Raw genomic sequence first — 17939 nt, forward strand, 5'->3', positions numbered from 1 at the left:
GTCACACCGCCTCGATCAGCATGGCGCCGCCGAGCCCGCCGCCGATGCATTCGGTGGCAACGCCGCGCCGCGTGCCGAGCCGCTTCATCGCATTGACGAGATGCAGCACGATGCGGTTGCCGGAGGTGCCGACGGGATGGCCGAGCGAGATCGCGCCGCCATCGACGTTGAGCTTTTCACGGTCGATCTCGCCGGCGGCGCCGTCGAGCCCCAGGATCTCGCGGCAGAATTTGTCATCGTTCCAGGCGGCGAGACAGCCGAGCACCTGCGTCGCGAACGCCTCGTTCAGCTCCCAGGTCTCGACGTCCTTGATGGTGAGGTCGTTGCGCTGGAGCAGCGGTGTCGCCGACATCACCGGACCGAGGCCCATGATGCTGGGATCGAGCGCGGCCCAATGGCTGTCGACGATGACAGCCTTTGGCTCCAGCTTGTGCTTGGCCACCGCCGCGTCGGAAGCGAGGATCACCCAGGATGCGCCATCGGTGATCTGCGAGGAATTGCCGGCGGTGACCTGGCCCCAGGGACGTTCGAACACCGGCCTCAGTTTTGCGAGAGACTCGGCCGTCGAGTCCGGCCGCGCACCGTCGTCATGGTCGAAGAACTTGCCGTCACGGGAGAACGCGGTCTCGACCTCGCCCTTCAGAAAACCCGCGCCTTGCGCATGCGCGAGCCGGCGGTGACTCTCGGCCGCATAGGCGTCCGACTGTGCTCGGGTGATGCCGAAGAGATGGCCGACGACCTCGGCGGTCTGGCCCATGTTCAGGTCGGTAACGGGATCGGTCAGCCCGCGCTCGAGGCCGATGATCGGCTTGAGATAACGTGGCCGCAGCTTGAACGCGGCGGCGAGCTTTGCCGCCACGCCCTTGGCGGTGGCGAGCCCCGCAAACCAGCGCACGCCGGAATTCGGCCAGACCAGCGGCGCGTGGCTCAGCGCCTCCGTGCCGCCGGCCAGGATCATGTCGGCATGGCCTTCGCGGATGTAGCGATAGGCAGTGTCGATCGACTGCATGCCCGAGCCGCAATTGATCTGCACGGTGAAGGCAACCATGTCCTCGCCCATGCCGAGCCGGAGCGCGGCGACACGAGCCGGGTTCATCTCGTCGGCGATGACGTTGACGCAGCCGAGGATGACCTGGTCGAAATCATCAGGCGAAAACGGCTGGCGCGCCAGCAGCGGCCGTCCGCATTGCACGGCCAGATCGACCGGCGTGAACGGGCCCGGCCCCGAGCGTGCCTTCAGAAACGGCGTCCGGCTGCCGTCGACGATGAAAACCGGTCGTGCCATCAGCTTGCCGCCCTCTGCTCACCGAGTTCCTGGAAGAACTGATGCACGTCGCCGGCTTTCCTGTAAATCGGCGACAGCGCCTCCGGTGCAAAATCGTCGACTTCGATGACTTTTGTGACGGCTTCGTGAGCCGCCGCAAGCTGCTCGCCTTCGGCCTGCGTGATCACGCCCTTCGCGACGGCGTCTTTCCAGTCTCGGATATGAGCCGAGCGCAGGCGCTTGGCAATGGCGTCGGCCGCCGCGACCAGCTTGAACGCGCGCTCCAGCCGGGCAAAGCCGCCGTCGTCATCGACATCAGCAAGATCCGGTGTGAGCCGTTCGCGCGCTGCCGACGGCTCCAGCACGAGACCTGCACATTGGTGCACGACGCGGTCGGACGGGCCGAGCACGCGCGCGCCGAAGGGCTGGACCACGAGCTTGAGGAAGCCGGCGACGAAGCGGTTGGGCAGATTGGCGAGGATTTCGGCAAGCCGGTTCTCGATGGTCTTGAAGCCGGTCGCCATGCACCATTCCAGCGCGGCAAAATCCTCTTTCTGCCGGCCCTCGTCCTGCCAGCGCTTCAGGACGGCCGAGAGCAGATACAGTTCGGAGAGAATGTCGCCGAAGCGTGCCGACAGCATCTCCTTGCGCTTGAGCGCACCGCCGAGCGTCAGCAGCGCCATGTCGGCGCAGAGCGCGAAGGCCGCCGAATAGCGCGAGAGCTGGCGGTAGAATGGCGTGGCATCGCCGGCATCGGGCGCCATTGCGAAAGCGCCAAACGTCCAGCTCCGGCCGAAGGCGCGGAACAGCGTCTGAAAACTGTGGCCGACATGCTTCCAGAATGCCGCGTCGAAGGCGGTGAGCCCACGCTCGCGATCGGTGTCCGCCAGCGCGTTCATCTCGTCGAGCAGATAGGGATGGGCGCGGATGGCGCCCTGCCCGAACACGATCAGGTTGCGGGTAAGGATGTTGGCGCCCTCGACCGTGATGCCGACGGGCACGGCGCGATGCAGATTGCCAAGGTAGTTTTGCGGACCGTCGATCACGGCCTTGCCGCCGTGAATGTCCATGGCGTCATCGACGGCGGTGCGCATCCGCTCGGTCGCGTGCAGCTTCATGATGCCGGAGATGACGGCGGGATGAATGCCGGAATTCAACGCCGCACAAGTCAGACGGCGTGCGGCATCGAGCTGATAGGCGGTGGCGACGATGCGCGCGAGCGGCTCCTCGACGCCCTCGAACTTGGAGATGGAGATGCCGAACTGCTCGCGGATGCGGGCATAGGCGCCGGTGGTGCGTGCGGCATAGGCGGCGCCGGCCGCGGACAGCGACGGCAGCGAGATGCCGCGGCCGGCGGCGAGCGCGGTCATCAGCATCTTCCAGCCCTGGCCAAGGCGCTCCTTGCCGCCGATGACGTAGTCGAGCGGGATGAAGACGTCGCGGCCCCAGTTCGGGCCGTTCTGGAACACCTGCATCGAGGGCAGATGGCGCTGGCCGATCTCGACGCCGGGCAAGTTCGTCGGGATCAGCGCCACGGTGATGCCGAGCTCTTCCTGATCGCCGACGAGATGATCGGGATCATAGGCCTTGAAGGCGAGACCGAGCAGCGTCGCGACGGGGCCGAGCGTGATGTAGCGCTTGTGCCAGTTGAGGCGGAGACCGACCACCTCGCGGCCTTCGAAATTGCCCTTGCAGATGATGCCGGTGTCGACCATCGAGGCGGCATCCGAGCCGGCCTCGGGGCTGGTCAGGCCGAAGCAGGGAATGTCGCGGCCGTCGGCAAGGCGCGGCAGCCAGCGCTCCTGCTGCTCCCTGGTGCCGAAGCGCATCAGGAGCTCGCCGGGGCCGAGCGAGTTCGGCACCATCACCGTGACGGCGGCAGCGATCGAGCGGGTCGAGATCTTGCGCACCACTTCCGAATGCGCGTAGGGCGAGAAGCCGAGACCGCCGAACTCCTTCGGAATGATCATGCCGAAGAACTTTTCGCGCTTGACGAAGTGCCAGACGTCCTGCGGCAGGTCGCGCCATTCCCAGAAGATCTTCCACTCGTCGAGCATGGCGCAGAGCTCGTCGACCGGGCCGCTCAGGAAGGCCTGCTCCTCGTCGGTCAATCTGGCCGGCGCGATTTTCAGCAATTTCGACCAGTCGGGATCGCCGGTGAAGAGATCGGCATCCCACCAGACGTCGCCCGCCTCCAGCGCCTCGCGCTCGGTGTCGGACATCGCCGGCAGCACGCCACGCGCCCAGGAGAAGATCGGCTTTGTGATGGTGTCGCGGCGGAAGCTCATGGCGGACCTCATGCATCGGCGCGGTGACAGGGCATTTTAGCGGAAAGTGACCGGGGTGCGTGAACACTTCGCGGGCAAATCGAAGCGAATTGACGCGGCCGGGCGGCCGCCCAGGCCATAACGGCCGGGGCGTGGTGGCAGTTCCGGGAGGGGGAAGCGTCATTCCGGGGCGCGCCGACAGGCGCGAGCCCGGAATCCATCGTGCGGCGGCGTTAGTCGATGAATGGATTCCGGGCTCGACGCTGTGCGTCGCCCCGGAATGACGTGTGGAGAGAGAGGCGCCAGATCAATCCGGCCTGACCATCTCGAACATGTTTTCCGGCTTGATCTCGAAATAATCGCCGCGGCGGCCGGCGCGGACGATCGGGCGGGCGGCGGCGGTCTGGTAGACGCCGTCCTTGATCATGGCCTTGTCGATGTGGACGGCGACGACCTCGCCCAGCGTCAGCCAGGCGTCGGCCTCCTTGCCGTCGGCGCCCTTGAGGCGAACGATGTCGGACACCTTGCACTCGAAGGCGACGGGGCTCTCAGCCACCCGCGGCACGTTGACCAGCTTGCCGGGCACTGCGGTGAGGCCCGCGAGCTTGAACTCGTCGACCTCGGGGGCGACATGCGCGGCGGTCGCGTTCATGTGCTTGGCGAGATCCATGGTCGTCAGATTCCAGACGAACTCCCGGGTCTGCTCCATGTTCGACACCGTGTCCTTCCAGTTGGTGGAGGAGAAGCCGATGATCGGCGGCACGTAGCAGAACGCGTTGAAGAAGCTGTAGGGCGCGAGGTTGACGTGGCCCTTGGTGTCACGCGAGGAGATCCAGCCGATCGGGCGCGGCGCGATGATGGCGTTGAAGGGATCGTGCTTGAGGCCATGCCCCTTGGAGGGCTCGTAGAAGTAAAGGTCTTTATCGGTCACGCGCTTGCTTCTCCGCTATCCGTCATTCCGGGGCGATGCAAAGCATCGAACCCGGAATCTCGAGATTCCGGGTTCGGTCCTGCGGACCGCCCCGGAATGACTGCGAAGCAGCTTATAGGAAGAAACCCGCCTGCCCGTCAGTGGCGCGGCGACAGACCCGCGATGACGAAATCGATCATCTGGTCGATGGTCGGGCCCGGCTTGGTGGCGCACTGGGCGATCATCTGGGGGTGGAAGAAGCGGATCATCGCGGTGCAGGCGCACAGCGAGGCCAGTTGCAGGTCCGGCGCCTCGAACTCGCCGGAGGCGACACCTTGCGCGATCATCTGGCCGATGACGCCGGCGATGCACTCCATATGGGCGACGCAGACGTCCCAGTCCTCCTCCATCGCGATCGCGACCATCTCGTGCAGCTTGTTGTCGCCGACATAGCGCTCGGTGTTCATGCGGTGGATGGTGGTGAGCAGCTCGCGGAAGCGCGGGAGTACCGGACCCGGCCGGGTCACGATCCGCTGCGCCTCCAGCTCGACCTCGCCCATCAGGCCTCGCGCCACCGCCTGGTGAATCGCCTTCTTCGATTCGAAGAAGCGATAGACGTTGGCGGGGCTCATCCTGAGCTCCTTGGCGATGTCGCCGACCGTGGTCTTCTGGTAGCCGATCTGACGGAACAGCCGTTCGGCCACCTCGAGGATGCGATCCCGGGTGTCGACTTCGATATGTTCCGAAACAAGGGCCATCAGTCAGGACTCGCTGGTCAGCAGTCTTCTCATCTATTCAGCCGCTTCGGCAAGCGGAATTGCACGCTGGTCATCGCTCCCATGCTGCGGCGCGGCAGGCTGCTCGGGGGTGCCCGCCTCGTCCAGGCTCTTGCGGAACCACAGGGCATAGAGGCCCGGCAGGTACAGGAGCGTCAGGAACGTCGCGACAAACAGGCCGCCCATGATGGTGATCGCCATCGGGCCCCAGAAGGCCGAGCGCGACAGCGGGATCATGGCCAGGATGGCGGCGAGCGCCGTCAGCACCACCGGACGGGCCCGGCGGACGGTCGCCTCCACGATCGCCTCGCGGCGGGTCAGGCCATGGCTGACGTCGGTCTCGATCTGGTCGACCAGGATGACCGTGTTGCGCATGATCATGCCGGCGAGCGCGATCAGGCCGAGCAGCGCCACGAAGCCGAACGGGGCGTTGGCGACGTTGAGGCCCAAGGAGGCGCCGACGATGCCGAGCGGCGCGGTCAGGAACACTAGGATCAGGCGCGAGAAGCTCTGCAGCTGGATCATCAGCAGCGTCAGCATCACCATGACCATCACCGGGAAGAGGATGAAGATCGAGGCATTGCCCTTGGCGGATTCCTCGAACGCACCGCCTGCCTCGATCCGGTAGGCCGGCTCGAGATGGTCCTTGATCGCCTTCAGCTTCGGCGTGATCTGGTTGGTCACGTCGGGCGCCTGCACGCCGTCGACGACGTCGGAGCGCACGGTGATCGCCATGTCGCGGTTACGCCGCCACATGATCGGCTCCTCGTGGGCATACTCGATCTTGGCGATCTGCTGCAGCGGCACGACGACGCCGTTGCGCGAGGTGATGGTGAGGTCGCCGACGCCGCCGAGGTCGAGGCGCTCGGACGGGATCGCACGGGCGACCACGCCGACCTTCTCGATGCCGTCGCGCACGGTCGTGACCTGCGAGCCCGAGATCAGCATCGCCAGCGCCTGCGAGACGTCCTGCGGGGTCAGGCCCATGGCGCGGGCGCGATCCTGATCGACGACGAGCTTGAGGTAAGGCGACTGCTCGTTCCAGTCGAGCTGGACGTCCTTGACGCTCTTGTTCTGCCGCATGACGTCGCGGACCTGGTAGGCGATCTCGCGCACCTTGTTGGCATCGGGGCCAATCACGCGGAACTGGACGGGGAAGCCGACGGGCGGGCCGAAATTGAAGCGGTCGACGCGCACGCGCGCCTCGGACAGGAAGCCATTGGCAGCCGCGCCCTCGATCTTGGCCTTGATGCGCTCGCGCGCCTCGACGCCCTTGGCGACGATGACGATCTCGGCGAAGGCCTCGTTCGGCAACTGCGGGTTGAGGCCGAGCCAGAAGCGCGGCGAACCCTGGCCGACATAGGACGTATAGGTCTCGATGTCCTTGTCGTCCTTCAGCAGCGTCTCGGCCTTCTTCACCGACTTCTCGGTGACGTTGAAGGCGGTGCCCTCGGGCAGGCGCAGCTGCAGGAACAGCTCGGGCCGCTCCGACAGCGGGAAGAACTGCTGCTGGACATGGCCGAAGCCGACGATCGAGGCGATGAAGACGCCGACGGTCGCGACCACCACGGTGATGCGGTGGTTGACGCACCATTGCACGATGGCGCGCAGGCCCCGGTACATGCGGGTCTCGTAGACCGCGTGCGGATCGTGGTTGTGGTGCGCCTTCATCTCAGGCAGCAGCTTGACGCCGATATAGGGCGTGAAGATCACCGCCACGAACCAGGAGGCGACCAGCGCGATCGCCACGATCCAGAAGATGCTGCCGGCATATTCGCCGACCGCGGAATTGGCAAAGCCGATGGGGAGGAAGCCAGCGGCCGTGACCAGCGTTCCCGTGAGCATCGGAAACGCAGTTGATTCCCAGGCAAAGGACGCCGCCCGCATGCGATCCCAGCCCTGCTCCATCTTCACCACCATCATCTCGACCGCGATGATGGCGTCGTCGACGAGCAGGCCGAGCGCGATGATCAGCGCGCCGAGCGTGATGCGGTGCAGGTCAAGCGACATCGTGTTCATGACGATGAAGACGATGCCGAGCACCAGCGGCACGGACAGCGCGACCACGATGCCGGTGCGCCAGCCGAGCGCCAGGAACGAAACGAACAGCACGATGACGAGCGCTTCCATGAAGGAATGCACGAACTCGCCGACGGCATGCTCGACCACCTTGGGCTGGTCGGCGATCAGCTTGACGTCGATGCCCTGCGGCACGGCCTTCATGAACTCGGCGGTCGCCTTCTCGACCTCCTTGCCGAGCTCGAGGATGTTGGCGCCCTTGGCGGTGACGACACCGATGCCGATGGCGGCCTTGCCTTCCTGGCGCACGACGAAGCTCGGCGGATCGACATAGCCATGGGTGACGGTGGCGATATCCCCTAAGCGGAACACGCGGCCGTTGCTCTCGACCGGAGTCTCGGCGACGGCCTTGGCGCCGTCGAGCGCGCCGGTGACGCGCAGCGGCACGCGCTGCGAAGAGGTCTCGACCGTGCCGGCCGGGGTCACATTGTTCTGCTTGGCGAGAGAATCGAACAGCGCCTGCGGCGTGATGCCGAGGGTGGCGAGCTTGGCGTGGCTGAACTCGACGAAGATGCGCTCATCCTGGTTGCCGTAGACGTCGACCTTGGTGACGCCGGGCACCTTCAGCAGGCGCTGGCGGAAACCTTCGGAGACCTTCTTGAGCTGGGCATAGTCGGCGCCGTCGCCGGTCATCATGTAGAGGATGGAATCGACGTCGGAGAACTCGTCGTTGACGACGGGGCCCAGGATGCCGGAGGGCAACTGGCCCTGCACGTCGACCAGCTTCTTGCGCAGGAGATAGAAGAGATAGGGCACGTCCTTCGGCGGCGTGTTGTCGCGGAAGGTGACCTGCAGCGCGGTGAAGGCGGGCTTGGAGTAGGTCTGCACCTTCTCGAAATAGGGCAGCTCCTGGATCTTCTTCTCGATGGGATCGGCGACCTGGGTCTGCATCTCCTGCGCGGTCGCGCCGGGCCAGATCACGGAGACGTTGACCACCTTCACCGTGAAGAACGGATCCTCGGCGCGGCCGAGCTTCTCATAGGAGAAGAAGCCGGCGACGCCGAGGATGAGCATCAGGAAGAGAACCAGCGTCGGATGGCTGACGGCCCAGGCCGAAAGGTTGAAGCGCTTCATCGCACTCTCCGAAAGACGATCCAGTTGCAAACAACGACAGCCGCTCTGTTCAAACCGTCGTTGCGAGGCAGCGAAGCAATCCAGGGGGCTGGGCAGGTTCTGGATCGCTTCGCCGCTTCAGCCTTTGCTTAGGGACAAAGGCCGAAACTCACCTCACACGACGTAACTTGTAAAAAACCTAGAAAGACAGGGACGACACCACCCGGACTCGCTGGCCCGGATCGAGCTTCTGCACGCCGAGGGCGACGATCTTGGCGCCCTCCTCGACACCGCCGGTGATGACGACGTCGTTGCTCTCATAGGACTTCACCGTCACCGGCTTGAGCGTGACGCCGCCGTTCTCGTCGACGACGTAAAAAGAGGGCTTGCCGCCTTCGTTGAACAGCGCCGACAGCGGCAGCCGCGCGACGCGCTCGGTGGCGGCGTCCGACAGCGTCAGCGTCGCGGTCATGCCCAGTGCGACCTTGTCGTCGGCCTCGGGCAGCGAGAATTTTGCGAGATAGGTGCGGGTGGCGGGATCCGCCGCCGGCGCGATCTCGCGCAGCTTCGCTGCGTACTTCTTGTCCGGCTCCGACCAAAGAGTGACGCTGGCGACGCCCGACTTGGCGCGTCCAACCAGCGTCTCAGGGATCGCGACGACCGCTTCCTTCTCGGCAAAGCGGGCGACACGGATCGAAGCTTGGCCCGCGGCGACCACCTGGCCGGGCTCGATCAGCGTTGCGGTGACGACGCCACGGGCGTCGGCAACGAGCGTCGCGTAGGAAAGGGAATTCTTGCTCAGCTCGAGCGCGCGCTCGGCGCGGTTCAGGCGGGCGCGGGCCTCGTCGGCGGAAGCCCGGCTCGAATCCATCTGCGCGTCGGTGGTCCAGCCCTTGGCCTTGAGGTCCTTGGCGCGCTGCTCGGCGGCGGCGGCCTGGGCCAGCACGCCGGTCGCGGCGGTCTGTTCAGCCAGGGCCTGCTCGGCCTGGAGCTTCAGGTCGACCTCGTCGAGGGTGGCCAGCGGCTGGCCGATTTCGACGGTCTGGCCGACTTCCACCAGGCGCTTGGCGACCTTGCCGGCGACACGGAAGCCGAGATCGCTCTCGATCCGGGGCCGGACGGTGCCGACGAAGCTGCGCTCCGGGGTCTCGGCATCATAATGGGCGGTCGCCACCAGAACCGGCCGCGGCGGCTCGGCCTTTTCGGCGACGGTGTCATTGCACCCGGCCAGGGCGGCGGCCATCAGGGCCAGCGACACACCCGCCAAAAGCTTGGAATAGCTGGACAAAACGGACCGGACGAACATCGGAGGACACTCCTGCGGCTGCAATGAGAGGAATGTCGACTAATCACTGATAAAAGTCAATAATCGTCAGTCATCAGGAAAGCGTGATCGTTAAGGGGTGGTAAGGATTGGAGGATGGTTGCAGGGCGGTGTGATTGTAGGGCGGGCTAAGGCCCGCAACCCGGATGGAGCGCAGCGCAATCCGAAGCCTCAGGCGAGATGCCGTAGGGTGGGCAAAGGCGCGTAGCGCCGTGCCCACCATCTCTCATTTGAGCAATAACGGTCTGGTGGGCACGCTGCGCTTTGCCCACCCTACGGGACCGTTTGCGCGGCTCTACCGCCCCTGCTCGGCAAACTCGTGCTTGGTGTCGTGGCCGCCCACAAACACCAGGATGCCGGCGAGCAGCGGCAGCACGGCGAGGACGAGCAGGCCGGTCGAGGTCTGCCCCGTCGCTTCCTTGACCCAGCCGATCAGATACGGACCGCCGAAGCCGGCGAGGTTGCCGATGGAGTTGATCAGCGCGATGGCGCCGGCCGCGGCTGTGCCGGAGAGCCAGGCGGTCGGCAGGGTCCAGAACACGCCGAAGCAGCAGAACACGCCGATTGCGGCGACCGTCAGCGCCACCATCGTCGCCGTGGGATCGGTGAGATAGGAGGAGATGCCGAGCGCGACCGCGGTGAGCAGCAGCGGCGCACCGACATGCTTCACCCGCTCGCGCGTGGCATCGGAATGCCGCGCCCACAGGATCATGGCGATGGTGCCGAACAGATACGGGATCGCGGTGACGAAGCCGGTCTGCGCGTTGGTGAGGCCGAAGGCCTTGACGATCTGCGGCAGCCAGAACTGCATGCCGTAGAGCGCGCCGACGAAGCCGAAATAGATCAGGCTGAGCGCGATCACCTTGGGCGAGGACAGCGCCTCGCCGAGCGAGAGATGCTTCACCGCCTGCTTGGCCGCGATTTCGGAATCGAGCTTCGCCTTGAGCCAGGCCTTCTGCTCGGCCGAGAGCCAGTCCGCCTTCTCCGGCTTGTCGGTGAGATAGAACCAGGTGACGATGCCGAGCAGCACCGAGGGGATGCCCTCGATGATGAACAGCCACTGCCAGCCCTTCAGTCCCATCATGCCGTCGAGCCCGAGCAACAGGCCCGAGATCGGCGCGCCGATCACGGTCGAGACCGGCACGGCGATGGCGAAGGCCGCGAGGAAGCGGGCGCGATATTCGGCCGGATACCAATAGGTGAGATAGAGGATGATGCCGGGAAAGAAGCCTGCTTCGGCGACACCGAGCAGGAAGCGCAGGACGTAGAAGCTGGTCACGCCGCTGACCATCGCCATCAGCGCCGAGATGATGCCCCAGGTCACCATGATGCGGGCGATCCAGCGGCTGGCGCCGAACTTCTCCAGCGCCAGATTGCTCGGCACCTCGAAGATGAAATAGCCGATGAAGAAGATGCCGGCGCCCCAGGAGAAGATCAGCGGCGTGAACTTCAGCTCCGCATTCATGGTCAGCGCGGCGAAGCCGAGATTGACGCGGTCGAGATAGGAGAAGAAGTAGGCCAGCACCAGGAACGGAATCAGGCGCCAGGAGATGGCGCGGATCGTCGAGGTCTCGATCTCGCTCTTGGTAGCGCCGGCGGAACCGGCATAGGTCGTGGTCTGGCTCATGGCTTCCCCCCGGGGTTGTTGCTTTTATGGGCTGATCCGGGGTTTTCAGCATCGCGGGCGAAGAGTCAATGGAACAAGCAATGCACGGGACGCAGCCGGATAAACCTGCTGCGCCGCTGCGGACATCGCTGGTCCGCGCCGCCCTCGCGCTGGTCGTGATCGTCTGCGGGCTGTCCCTGCGCTGGTATGGCTTCCCGCTCGGTCTCCCCGCCTTCGTGGTCAAGTACGGCGGCTCGCTGCTATGGGCCACGATGGTGTTCTTGCTGGTCGGGGTATTGCTGCCACGGAGGACGCGGACGCAGATCGCAGCCATCGCGGCGGTGATCGCGGTCGTCGTGGAATTCTCTCGGCTGGTGCATGTACCGTGGCTCGATGCGTTCCGGCTGACGACGGCCGGCGCGCTGCTCCTGGGGCGGATATTCTCGCTGTGGAATCTTGTGGCGTATGCTGTGGGGATTGCGTTCGGCGTTTGGATCGATCAGCTCGGCCAACTTCGTAGGGTGGGTTAGCCTTGCGGCTGCGCGAAGCGCAGTCCGCTGGCGTAACCCACCGCTTCTGTCCCTGCGGATACGAGCAGTGGTGGATTACGCTTCGCTAATCCGCCCTACGGGGCCTGAATAAATAGATGTATCCGGATGCGTTCTTGAAATAGGGAGAGCAGGGTGAATAGCGAAAAGTTCGTTGAGGCTATCAAGCACCACGTGCGAGATGCCGCGATCGCTGACACGATAGCCAATCTCAAAGCCCCCCCGGGCAGGCGGGTACCACTTCAAGAGCGCATTCGCTCGGAATGGTACAACACTTTGCAAACTGAAGAGGCCAAGCACGTCAACGATGTCATTGCAATTGCAGTGCATGAAGCACTTTTTGGACTTCTAGCGGCACTCGACGGAGCGCGAACGATCGACGATGAAGGGGGGCGGTTCAAGTTGACCTATGTTGCCGATGAGAGCGTCGTTCTAAATGCCCCCCAAGCAGCCAGTCTGCACGAACTGCTAAATGCGGTGGACTGAGCAATTGCGGTAACAGTGCTGAGGAGACGAAAGGTGGTGGATTACGCTTCGCTAATCCACCCTACGGGGCCTCAATATGGTTCAAGTGATGAGACTGGACGACGTTGTCTCCAGGCTATCCTCGCTGGATAGCGAGGCGACCATCTATGCTTCGGAGCCGTGGACGCCTAAGTCTGAGGCAATGGTGGCCCGTGAGCCGGATGCGGGAGGAACTCCGTCGGAGGCTTTGCGCGCCGGCTTGAGATACTTTCTTGAAATCAGCGTTGCGCAGGATTTTGTTGAGGATTGGTTGGCTTCATTGGAGCAAAAGCCAACGCCTTCTGAAGTCTGTCAACGGGTGATAGACTACGCTATCAACGACGCCTAGGAGGCGGCATGTCTGACAGCCGTCGCTATGAGGGAAAACCATTGCTTCGCCTTCTTGAGCTCTATGTATTGAGAGCAATCGATGAGCTCCCCCAAGTCGATCAGCAGAACCTCGATAAAATGGCTCCTAAATTGCAAGCAATCTATGGGGGCGGTGGAACTTGGCACGAAGCAGTCGCCGCCGCCGTTCATATGCCTCTCGACATGCCATCAAAAATTCGCGGTATCTGGGTCAGAAATTGCGAGATCGCTCGGACTAACGGCGTGACTCTCGGCGCTCAAACGTTCGCTGAGATGTTCGTCGATGAGAATTTTGCAGCTTGACACGATGTGTCGTCGGCGAACTGAGCCTTGTAACTCCAGCTCCCAGTACTGGACCTGACAGGTCGCGAATAGAGATTCTGAAGGAGGAATTACGTTGACAGCGCACCAAATCGACGTGGCGCGGTTTTCGGTGCATGTTGTATGGCCCACGTCGCTCCCGTCGTTGTAATTTCGGTGATAGTGCACGAATCTCTTCGCAATGAGACGCATGACCCGTAGTGTAAGCGTCCCGATCTGAGCCGGCTGACACACTACAACTACTCTTGCCCCCAGTGCGGCGACGACAGGCTGGTGGTAGCCACCGCCCGCCCTCGACGCCGACACATTTGACGCGATGCTGTTGCAGCTATGCCAATATCGCCTCGTGAGCTTCCGAGGAGACAAACGGTGGTGGATTACGCTTCGCTAATCCACCCTACAATCTGCACTCACTCCGCCAGCTGAAACCGTTCGAAGCGATCGAGCTCCTCCTCGATCACACGCTTCAGCTCCTTGCGTCCCGCCGTCTTCTTGCCCTGCCCGACCCAGGTCCATTTCTGCATCAGGAGCTTCTTCGCCTGCCGGTCGGTCTTGAGGTCGAGCGCGGCGACGATCTCGTCGCCGACCAGCACCGGCAGCGCGAAATAGCCGAGCTTGCGCTTGGCCTTCGGCACATAGGCCTCGAACAGATGGTTGTAGCCGAAGATGAGGCTGGTGCGCTTGCGCTGGATGATCAGGGGATCGAACGGCGAGAGGATGTGGACGAGATCGGGCGACACCTCGCCGTTCGCTTCCAGCGCCGCCGGCTGCGCCCAATGCTCCTGCTTGCCGGCCCCGTCGATCGCGAGAGGCACGAGCTCGCCGCGGCGGACGCGCGCGGCGATCAGGCCCGCGACCGCCTTCTTGCGCGGCGCATCGAGGTGGCAGATCGAATCCAGGCTGACGACGCCTTGCGAGCGGAGCGCGCGATCGAGCAGATAGGCCGTGATGTCCTTGTTCGAGGCCGGCTTCGGCAGCTTGTCCCAGCCGAAATGGCGCGTCATCAGCTCATAGGTCTTGAGCATGCCCTGGCGCTCGCTGATGGTCGCAACGCCGGTGTAGAAGGCGAGCTGCAAGGCGCGCTTCGAGGGCTTGCGGCTCTGCCAGAGGTGCTCCTTCTCGGTGAGTACGTCGTCCTCGATGTCGCGGATCGTCAGCGGACCGGCGCGCAGCAGCCGCATCACCTTGCGTGTGTCGACAGGCTTGACCGAGGCGTACCATTTGTGCCCTTCGCGGCGATGCTCGCGCATCGCAGGAAGAAAGAAGCGGAAGTCGCCGGCCGGCACGTAGGAGAGCGCATGGGTCCAGTATTCGAACACGCTTTTGTCGATACTCTGGGCCTGGCGCAGATCGGCGCGGCGATAGGACGGGATACGGCTGTACAGGATGTGGTGGTGGCAGCGCTCGATGACGTTGATGGTGTCGATCTGCACATAGCCGAGATGGGAGACCGCATCGGCGACGGCCTGCGCACCCTTGCCGAACGGCGTGCGCTCATCCAGCCGCTGGGCGCGTAACCAGATCTGCCGGGCCTGTGTCGTGGTAAGCGGGAGAGGTTTGGGCGCGCGGGACATTGCAGGACACAATGTAGCGGGATTCGCGCCAAGAGAAAGAACGGGACAAAGCAGCGGTCAAAGAAAAAGCCGCGCTGCCATCTGCTGACAGCGCGGCCGGATGGCGCGCGGCGCCCCTACTTCATCGACATCGCCTTCTGCGACTTCATGTAGTGCGCACAGGCGCTCTTCATCTTGCCGTTGCTCATGTCGGTGTTGGCCATCGCCATTTCCTTGTTGGCTGCCATCTTGGCCGGCGTGTCGGGGGTGCCGCCCATCGTGGCGGCGGTCTTCATCATGTTATCCTTGGTGCACGCCATCATGGCGGCGGATGCGGGAGACAGCGAAAGAGTAAACGCGACAAAGGCTGCAGCCGTGAGCAAGGTCTTCATCAAAAAGTCTCCTCCGTAAAACGAAACCGGCGTCATGCCGGCCTTCGCAATTACGTATTCTCTCGCGCAGACGTTTCGCAGAGAAGACAATTTTCTTGCTGCAGCGCGAAGGCAGACGCGGTCAGCGGCTTTCCTTCGTCGCCCCGGACCGGCCGCCGAGACTGCCTGTGGCGACGTCCGGCTCACACGACGCCCTGCCGCGCCCTTCGGCCTGGCAGCGATAGACGCTGCCGGTGAGACGGTCGACCAGCCACATGTTTTCGTCGTTCGGCGTTTCGAGGCCGACATAGCGCGAGGTGAGGCTCGTGACCAGCGTCGACAGCAGGATCGCCAGCGCGATCATCGCCGCGCCGATATAGATGGGCATGGAGCTCAGGGACACAGTCCGATCCGGCGGACCACTGCGATAGAACTGGTACTCACTCGGCCTCGGCACGGGACGGTACTCGGCTCCCCTCGTCTGCGGTTGGTGGCGAGGAATCCTGCTAGGCGTGCATCTGGCCGATTTCTTGTTCGCGAGCAGGCGGGGCGGCGACGGCTTTGCGACGATCGGTGTGCGCAGGTTTCTGCAAGCGAACCAGACCCAAAGTGATCCGGATCACGCCAAAGCTGCGGCGCCCCGAACCCGCGCGCGGAGCGGGCACGACAATCGCAGTTCACCCACCGTGGCGGTTCGGGGAGCTGAGCACTGGCCGCCTGCTTCCCGCAGCCGAACCGCCGCAAAACGCGCCGGGATCGCCACGGAAGCTGCCATTTCCACCGTGACCAGGATCACACTTTGGCTTTTGAACCTCCCCTATGCTCGCAGCATCAAATCGCCATCAGGCGTACAGCGAGGAATACGACAATGACCCGTTTTGATAAGTTTTTTGGACTGAAGGCGATCACTCTCTCCGCGGCGCTGTCGATGACGGCGGGCCTGGCTCTGGCCGGCGACAACAACGTCTCGACCGACAAGATCCTTGACGCGCTGAAGCCGAAGCCGCTGACCCGCGGCCTGTCCGTCGGTCCGCAGGCCGATACGGCCACGCAAGCCAAGGAAGCGACGTTCCTGAACACGGTGCGCAACCGCTCGACCCGCTCGCTCTCGATGGGCGAGCGCGAGCAGATCGCCGAGTTAGCTGCGACCAAGCCGAAGATCGATCTGGAGATCCAGTTCGACTACAACTCGGCCGACATCGCCAAGACCTCGGTGCCGTCGGTGCAGGCGCTCGGCAAGGCGCTGTCCGATCCGGCGCTCAAGGGCTCGACCTTCGTGGTGGCCGGCCACACCGATGCGATCGGCGGCGAAGAGTACAACCAGGGCCTCTCCGAACGGCGTGCCGACACCATCAAGAAGTACCTGGTGCAGAACTACGGCCTCAACGGCACCGATCTCGTCACCGTCGGCTACGGCAAGACCAAGCTGAAGGATATTGCCAACGGCGCCGACCCGATCAACCGCCGCGTCCAGGTCGTGAACATGGACACCAAGACCGCGTCGAAATGATCTGATAAGCAACTGCCGGCCAGCAAGCCGCCTGCCGCTCGAACGGCAGGCGGCTTTCTGTTGTCAGATCCAGCTCTGGAACAGCATCAGCCGATTGAACGTCTGCATCGACGTGCCGATGAAGGCCGCCGAGATCGGCAGCATGACGACAAAGCCGATCGCGGCGACACCGACATAGGCCCACAGCAGCCAGCCCGGCAGGCCGCCCCGGCGCAAGACGTAGACCAGCGCAAGCGAAGCCGCGGTCGCGGCCGGCAGGTAGTAGTAGATGAATCCCAGCGTGCGCGGCAGCAGCGCCCAGGCAAGCCACGGGCCGAAGTAGAACGCCGCGATCAGGAACGCATCCCACCGGCGCATGACGATGAAATCGCGCAGCACGACGGCGAGCGCGAGCAGGGCCGGCCACAACACCAGTGGATTGCCGAGGCAGACGATCGCGGAGATATTGTCCTCCGCCGTCTTGTCGAACAGAAACCAGACCGGGCGCGCAAGCAGCGGCCAGGACGGCCACGAGCTCATATAGGTGTGCCCGGCGATCGCAGTCGTGGTGTTGTCGGCAAAGATCCGGCGTTGCGCCTCGACCAGATCCGGCAGCGACAATCCGTAGAGCGGAACGAACGCGGCGAGATAGGTCATCGCCGGCAGCACGGCGAAGCAAAGCGCGACATGGAGCGCCTTGAAGTCCGGCCAGAGGTCGGGCCGATACCAATCGTCCGGCCTTGCGTCGGCGAACAGCGTGCGCCAGCCCTGCATCAGGCGGATCGCCGCGACGATGGCGATGCAGACGCCGAGCGGAAACAGGCCGCTCCATTTGCAGGCCGCGGCAAGGCCGAACAGGCAGCCCGCGAATGCGAACAGCGAATGCGGCCGCTCTTTGCGGAAGCCATGCATGAAGGCGGCGGTCGCGAGCAGACCGAAGCCGAGCGCAAAGATGTCGAGCATCGCGATGCGCGCCTGCACGTAGATCATCTGGTTGAACGCCGCGATCAGCGCGGCGGCGATCGCCGGCCCTTGCGCGGCGAACAGCGCGAGGCCGCAGAGATAGATTGCGACGATGGCGAGTGCGCCAAACAATGCCCCGGGATAGCGCCAGGCAAACGCGTTGTCGCCGAAGGTCGCGATCGACGCCGCGATCAGCTCCTTGGCCAGTGGTGGATGCATCGGATTGAGCATCGGCTGCGACATCGCGGGCGCCAGCATCTGCCGTGCGGCCGGTACGTAATGCACCTCGTCGAAGACGAATTTTTCCGGCGCGGCGAGACCGATCAGCAGCGCCAGATGCGCGATCAGGAAAATCGCGACAGCAATCACTGCGCTCCGCGACACCTTCGGAACCGCAGGCAATTTGATCGGCACTTCTGGGGATGTTTTGCGTGGCAAATTTGCGTCACCGCGGGCAAAAACGAAAGTCACTCTTCTCATTGAACGCAATCCGCCGCAAGTGTCACTAAGCATAACGCACGTCCACGCCGCTTGTGATAATT

16 protein-coding genes are annotated in these 17939 nt (G+C 64.0%); 5 read left to right on the forward strand and 11 right to left on the reverse strand.

What is annotated here, in order from left to right; all coding sequences use genetic code 11:
* Nucleotide 1 precedes the first annotated feature (1 nt).
* The 7 genes from JQ603_RS36670 to JQ603_RS36700 form a co-directional block, all read right to left on the reverse strand.
* Nucleotides 2–1285 carry an acetyl-CoA C-acetyltransferase gene (locus tag JQ603_RS36670; RefSeq protein WP_212348083.1) on the reverse strand — a complete coding sequence of 428 codons (1284 nt, stop codon included), beginning with the start codon at nucleotides 1283–1285 and terminating at the stop codon, nucleotides 2–4.
* On the reverse strand, nucleotides 1285–3552 hold the full coding sequence (locus JQ603_RS36675) for an acyl-CoA dehydrogenase (protein ID WP_212348086.1): 2268 nt from the start codon (nucleotides 3550–3552) through the stop codon (nucleotides 1285–1287). The genes JQ603_RS36670 and JQ603_RS36675 overlap by 1 nt, the downstream gene beginning before the upstream one ends.
* Nucleotides 3553–3838: 286 nt before the next feature.
* Complete coding sequence (locus tag JQ603_RS36680; RefSeq protein ID WP_212348089.1) at nucleotides 3839–4462, reverse strand: flavin reductase family protein; 624 nt, start codon at nucleotides 4460–4462, stop codon at nucleotides 3839–3841.
* Between the two features lie 137 nt (nucleotides 4463–4599).
* Nucleotides 4600–5199 (reverse strand): TetR/AcrR family transcriptional regulator, encoded by a 600-nt coding sequence (locus tag JQ603_RS36685; protein WP_211409571.1) that lies wholly within the window; start codon nucleotides 5197–5199, stop codon nucleotides 4600–4602.
* Between the two features lie 33 nt (nucleotides 5200–5232).
* Nucleotides 5233–8370: an efflux RND transporter permease subunit gene (locus JQ603_RS36690; protein ID WP_212348092.1), complete on the reverse strand. Its 3138-nt coding sequence runs from the start codon at nucleotides 8368–8370 to the stop codon at nucleotides 5233–5235.
* A 178-nt stretch (nucleotides 8371–8548) separates the two neighbouring features.
* A complete protein-coding gene (locus JQ603_RS36695; protein WP_212348094.1) occupies nucleotides 8549–9655 on the reverse strand; it encodes an efflux RND transporter periplasmic adaptor subunit in 1107 nt (368 codons plus the stop codon).
* Between the two features lie 313 nt (nucleotides 9656–9968).
* The gene (locus tag JQ603_RS36700; protein WP_212348097.1) at nucleotides 9969–11300 is read right to left on the reverse strand and encodes an MFS transporter; all 1332 of its coding nucleotides are present in this window, start codon (nucleotides 11298–11300) and stop codon (nucleotides 9969–9971) included.
* A gap of 80 nt (nucleotides 11301–11380) precedes the next feature.
* Here JQ603_RS36700 and JQ603_RS36705 point away from each other — a divergent pair, with 80 nt between their 5' ends.
* The 4 genes from JQ603_RS36705 (at nucleotide 11381) to JQ603_RS36720 (ending at nucleotide 13003) form a co-directional block, all read left to right on the forward strand.
* Entirely contained in the window at nucleotides 11381–11809 is a 429-nt protein-coding gene (locus JQ603_RS36705; protein ID WP_212348202.1) for a DUF2809 domain-containing protein, read from the forward strand.
* 153 nt (nucleotides 11810–11962) lie between these two features.
* Complete coding sequence (locus JQ603_RS36710) at nucleotides 11963–12313, forward strand: hypothetical protein (RefSeq protein ID WP_212348100.1); 351 nt, start codon at nucleotides 11963–11965, stop codon at nucleotides 12311–12313.
* A 76-nt stretch (nucleotides 12314–12389) separates the two neighbouring features.
* Entirely contained in the window at nucleotides 12390–12680 is a 291-nt protein-coding gene (locus JQ603_RS36715; protein WP_212348103.1) for a hypothetical protein, read from the forward strand.
* Between the two features lie 8 nt (nucleotides 12681–12688).
* Nucleotides 12689–13003 (forward strand): hypothetical protein, encoded by a 315-nt coding sequence (locus tag JQ603_RS36720; RefSeq protein ID WP_212348106.1) that lies wholly within the window; start codon nucleotides 12689–12691, stop codon nucleotides 13001–13003.
* Between the two features lie 428 nt (nucleotides 13004–13431).
* Here JQ603_RS36720 and JQ603_RS36725 read toward each other — a convergent pair whose 3' ends face one another.
* From JQ603_RS36725 to JQ603_RS36735, 3 genes are all read right to left on the reverse strand, one after another.
* A complete protein-coding gene (locus tag JQ603_RS36725) occupies nucleotides 13432–14595 on the reverse strand; it encodes a winged helix-turn-helix domain-containing protein (protein WP_212348109.1) in 1164 nt (387 codons plus the stop codon).
* 116 nt (nucleotides 14596–14711) lie between these two features.
* Nucleotides 14712–14966, reverse strand: a complete 255-nt coding sequence (locus JQ603_RS36730) for a hypothetical protein (RefSeq protein WP_212348112.1) — start codon at nucleotides 14964–14966, stop codon at nucleotides 14712–14714.
* A gap of 121 nt (nucleotides 14967–15087) precedes the next feature.
* Nucleotides 15088–15333 carry a hypothetical protein gene (locus JQ603_RS36735; protein ID WP_212348115.1) on the reverse strand — a complete coding sequence of 82 codons (246 nt, stop codon included), beginning with the start codon at nucleotides 15331–15333 and terminating at the stop codon, nucleotides 15088–15090.
* A gap of 480 nt (nucleotides 15334–15813) precedes the next feature.
* Between JQ603_RS36735 and JQ603_RS36740 the strand changes: the two genes are divergently transcribed.
* Nucleotides 15814–16455 (forward strand): OmpA family protein, encoded by a 642-nt coding sequence (locus tag JQ603_RS36740; RefSeq protein ID WP_212348118.1) that lies wholly within the window; start codon nucleotides 15814–15816, stop codon nucleotides 16453–16455.
* A 63-nt stretch (nucleotides 16456–16518) separates the two neighbouring features.
* Here JQ603_RS36740 and JQ603_RS36745 read toward each other — a convergent pair whose 3' ends face one another.
* A complete protein-coding gene (locus JQ603_RS36745) occupies nucleotides 16519–17799 on the reverse strand; it encodes a phospholipid carrier-dependent glycosyltransferase (protein WP_212348121.1) in 1281 nt (426 codons plus the stop codon).
* Nucleotides 17800–17939 lie beyond the last annotated feature (140 nt).

Origin of the sequence: Bradyrhizobium liaoningense (assembly GCF_018130825.1) — a bacterium.
GTDB classification, from domain to species: Bacteria; Pseudomonadota; Alphaproteobacteria; order Rhizobiales; family Xanthobacteraceae; genus Bradyrhizobium; species Bradyrhizobium liaoningense_B.

Bases quoted from the DNA above. Each gene is read 5' to 3' on its own strand.
- JQ603_RS36670 (WP_212348083.1), bottom strand. From the start codon at position 1,285: ATGGCACGACCGGTTTTCATCGTCGACGGCAGCCGGACGCCGTTTCTG.
- JQ603_RS36675 (WP_212348086.1), bottom strand. From the start codon at position 3,552: ATGAGCTTCCGCCGCGACACCATCACAAAGCCGATCTTCTCCTGGGCG.
- JQ603_RS36685 (WP_211409571.1), bottom strand. From the start codon at position 5,199: ATGGCCCTTGTTTCGGAACATATCGAAGTCGACACCCGGGATCGCATC.
- JQ603_RS36690 (WP_212348092.1), bottom strand. From the start codon at position 8,370: ATGAAGCGCTTCAACCTTTCGGCCTGGGCCGTCAGCCATCCGACGCTG.
- JQ603_RS36695 (WP_212348094.1), bottom strand. From the start codon at position 9,655: ATGTTCGTCCGGTCCGTTTTGTCCAGCTATTCCAAGCTTTTGGCGGGT.
- JQ603_RS36700 (WP_212348097.1), bottom strand. From the start codon at position 11,300: ATGAGCCAGACCACGACCTATGCCGGTTCCGCCGGCGCTACCAAGAGC.
- JQ603_RS36705 (WP_212348202.1), top strand. From the start codon at position 11,381: ATGCACGGGACGCAGCCGGATAAACCTGCTGCGCCGCTGCGGACATCG.
- JQ603_RS36715 (WP_212348103.1), top strand. From the start codon at position 12,390: ATGGTTCAAGTGATGAGACTGGACGACGTTGTCTCCAGGCTATCCTCG.
- JQ603_RS36720 (WP_212348106.1), top strand. From the start codon at position 12,689: ATGTCTGACAGCCGTCGCTATGAGGGAAAACCATTGCTTCGCCTTCTT.
- JQ603_RS36725 (WP_212348109.1), bottom strand. From the start codon at position 14,595: ATGTCCCGCGCGCCCAAACCTCTCCCGCTTACCACGACACAGGCCCGG.
- JQ603_RS36730 (WP_212348112.1), bottom strand. From the start codon at position 14,966: ATGAAGACCTTGCTCACGGCTGCAGCCTTTGTCGCGTTTACTCTTTCG.
- JQ603_RS36735 (WP_212348115.1), bottom strand. From the start codon at position 15,333: ATGCCCATCTATATCGGCGCGGCGATGATCGCGCTGGCGATCCTGCTG.
- JQ603_RS36740 (WP_212348118.1), top strand. From the start codon at position 15,814: ATGACCCGTTTTGATAAGTTTTTTGGACTGAAGGCGATCACTCTCTCC.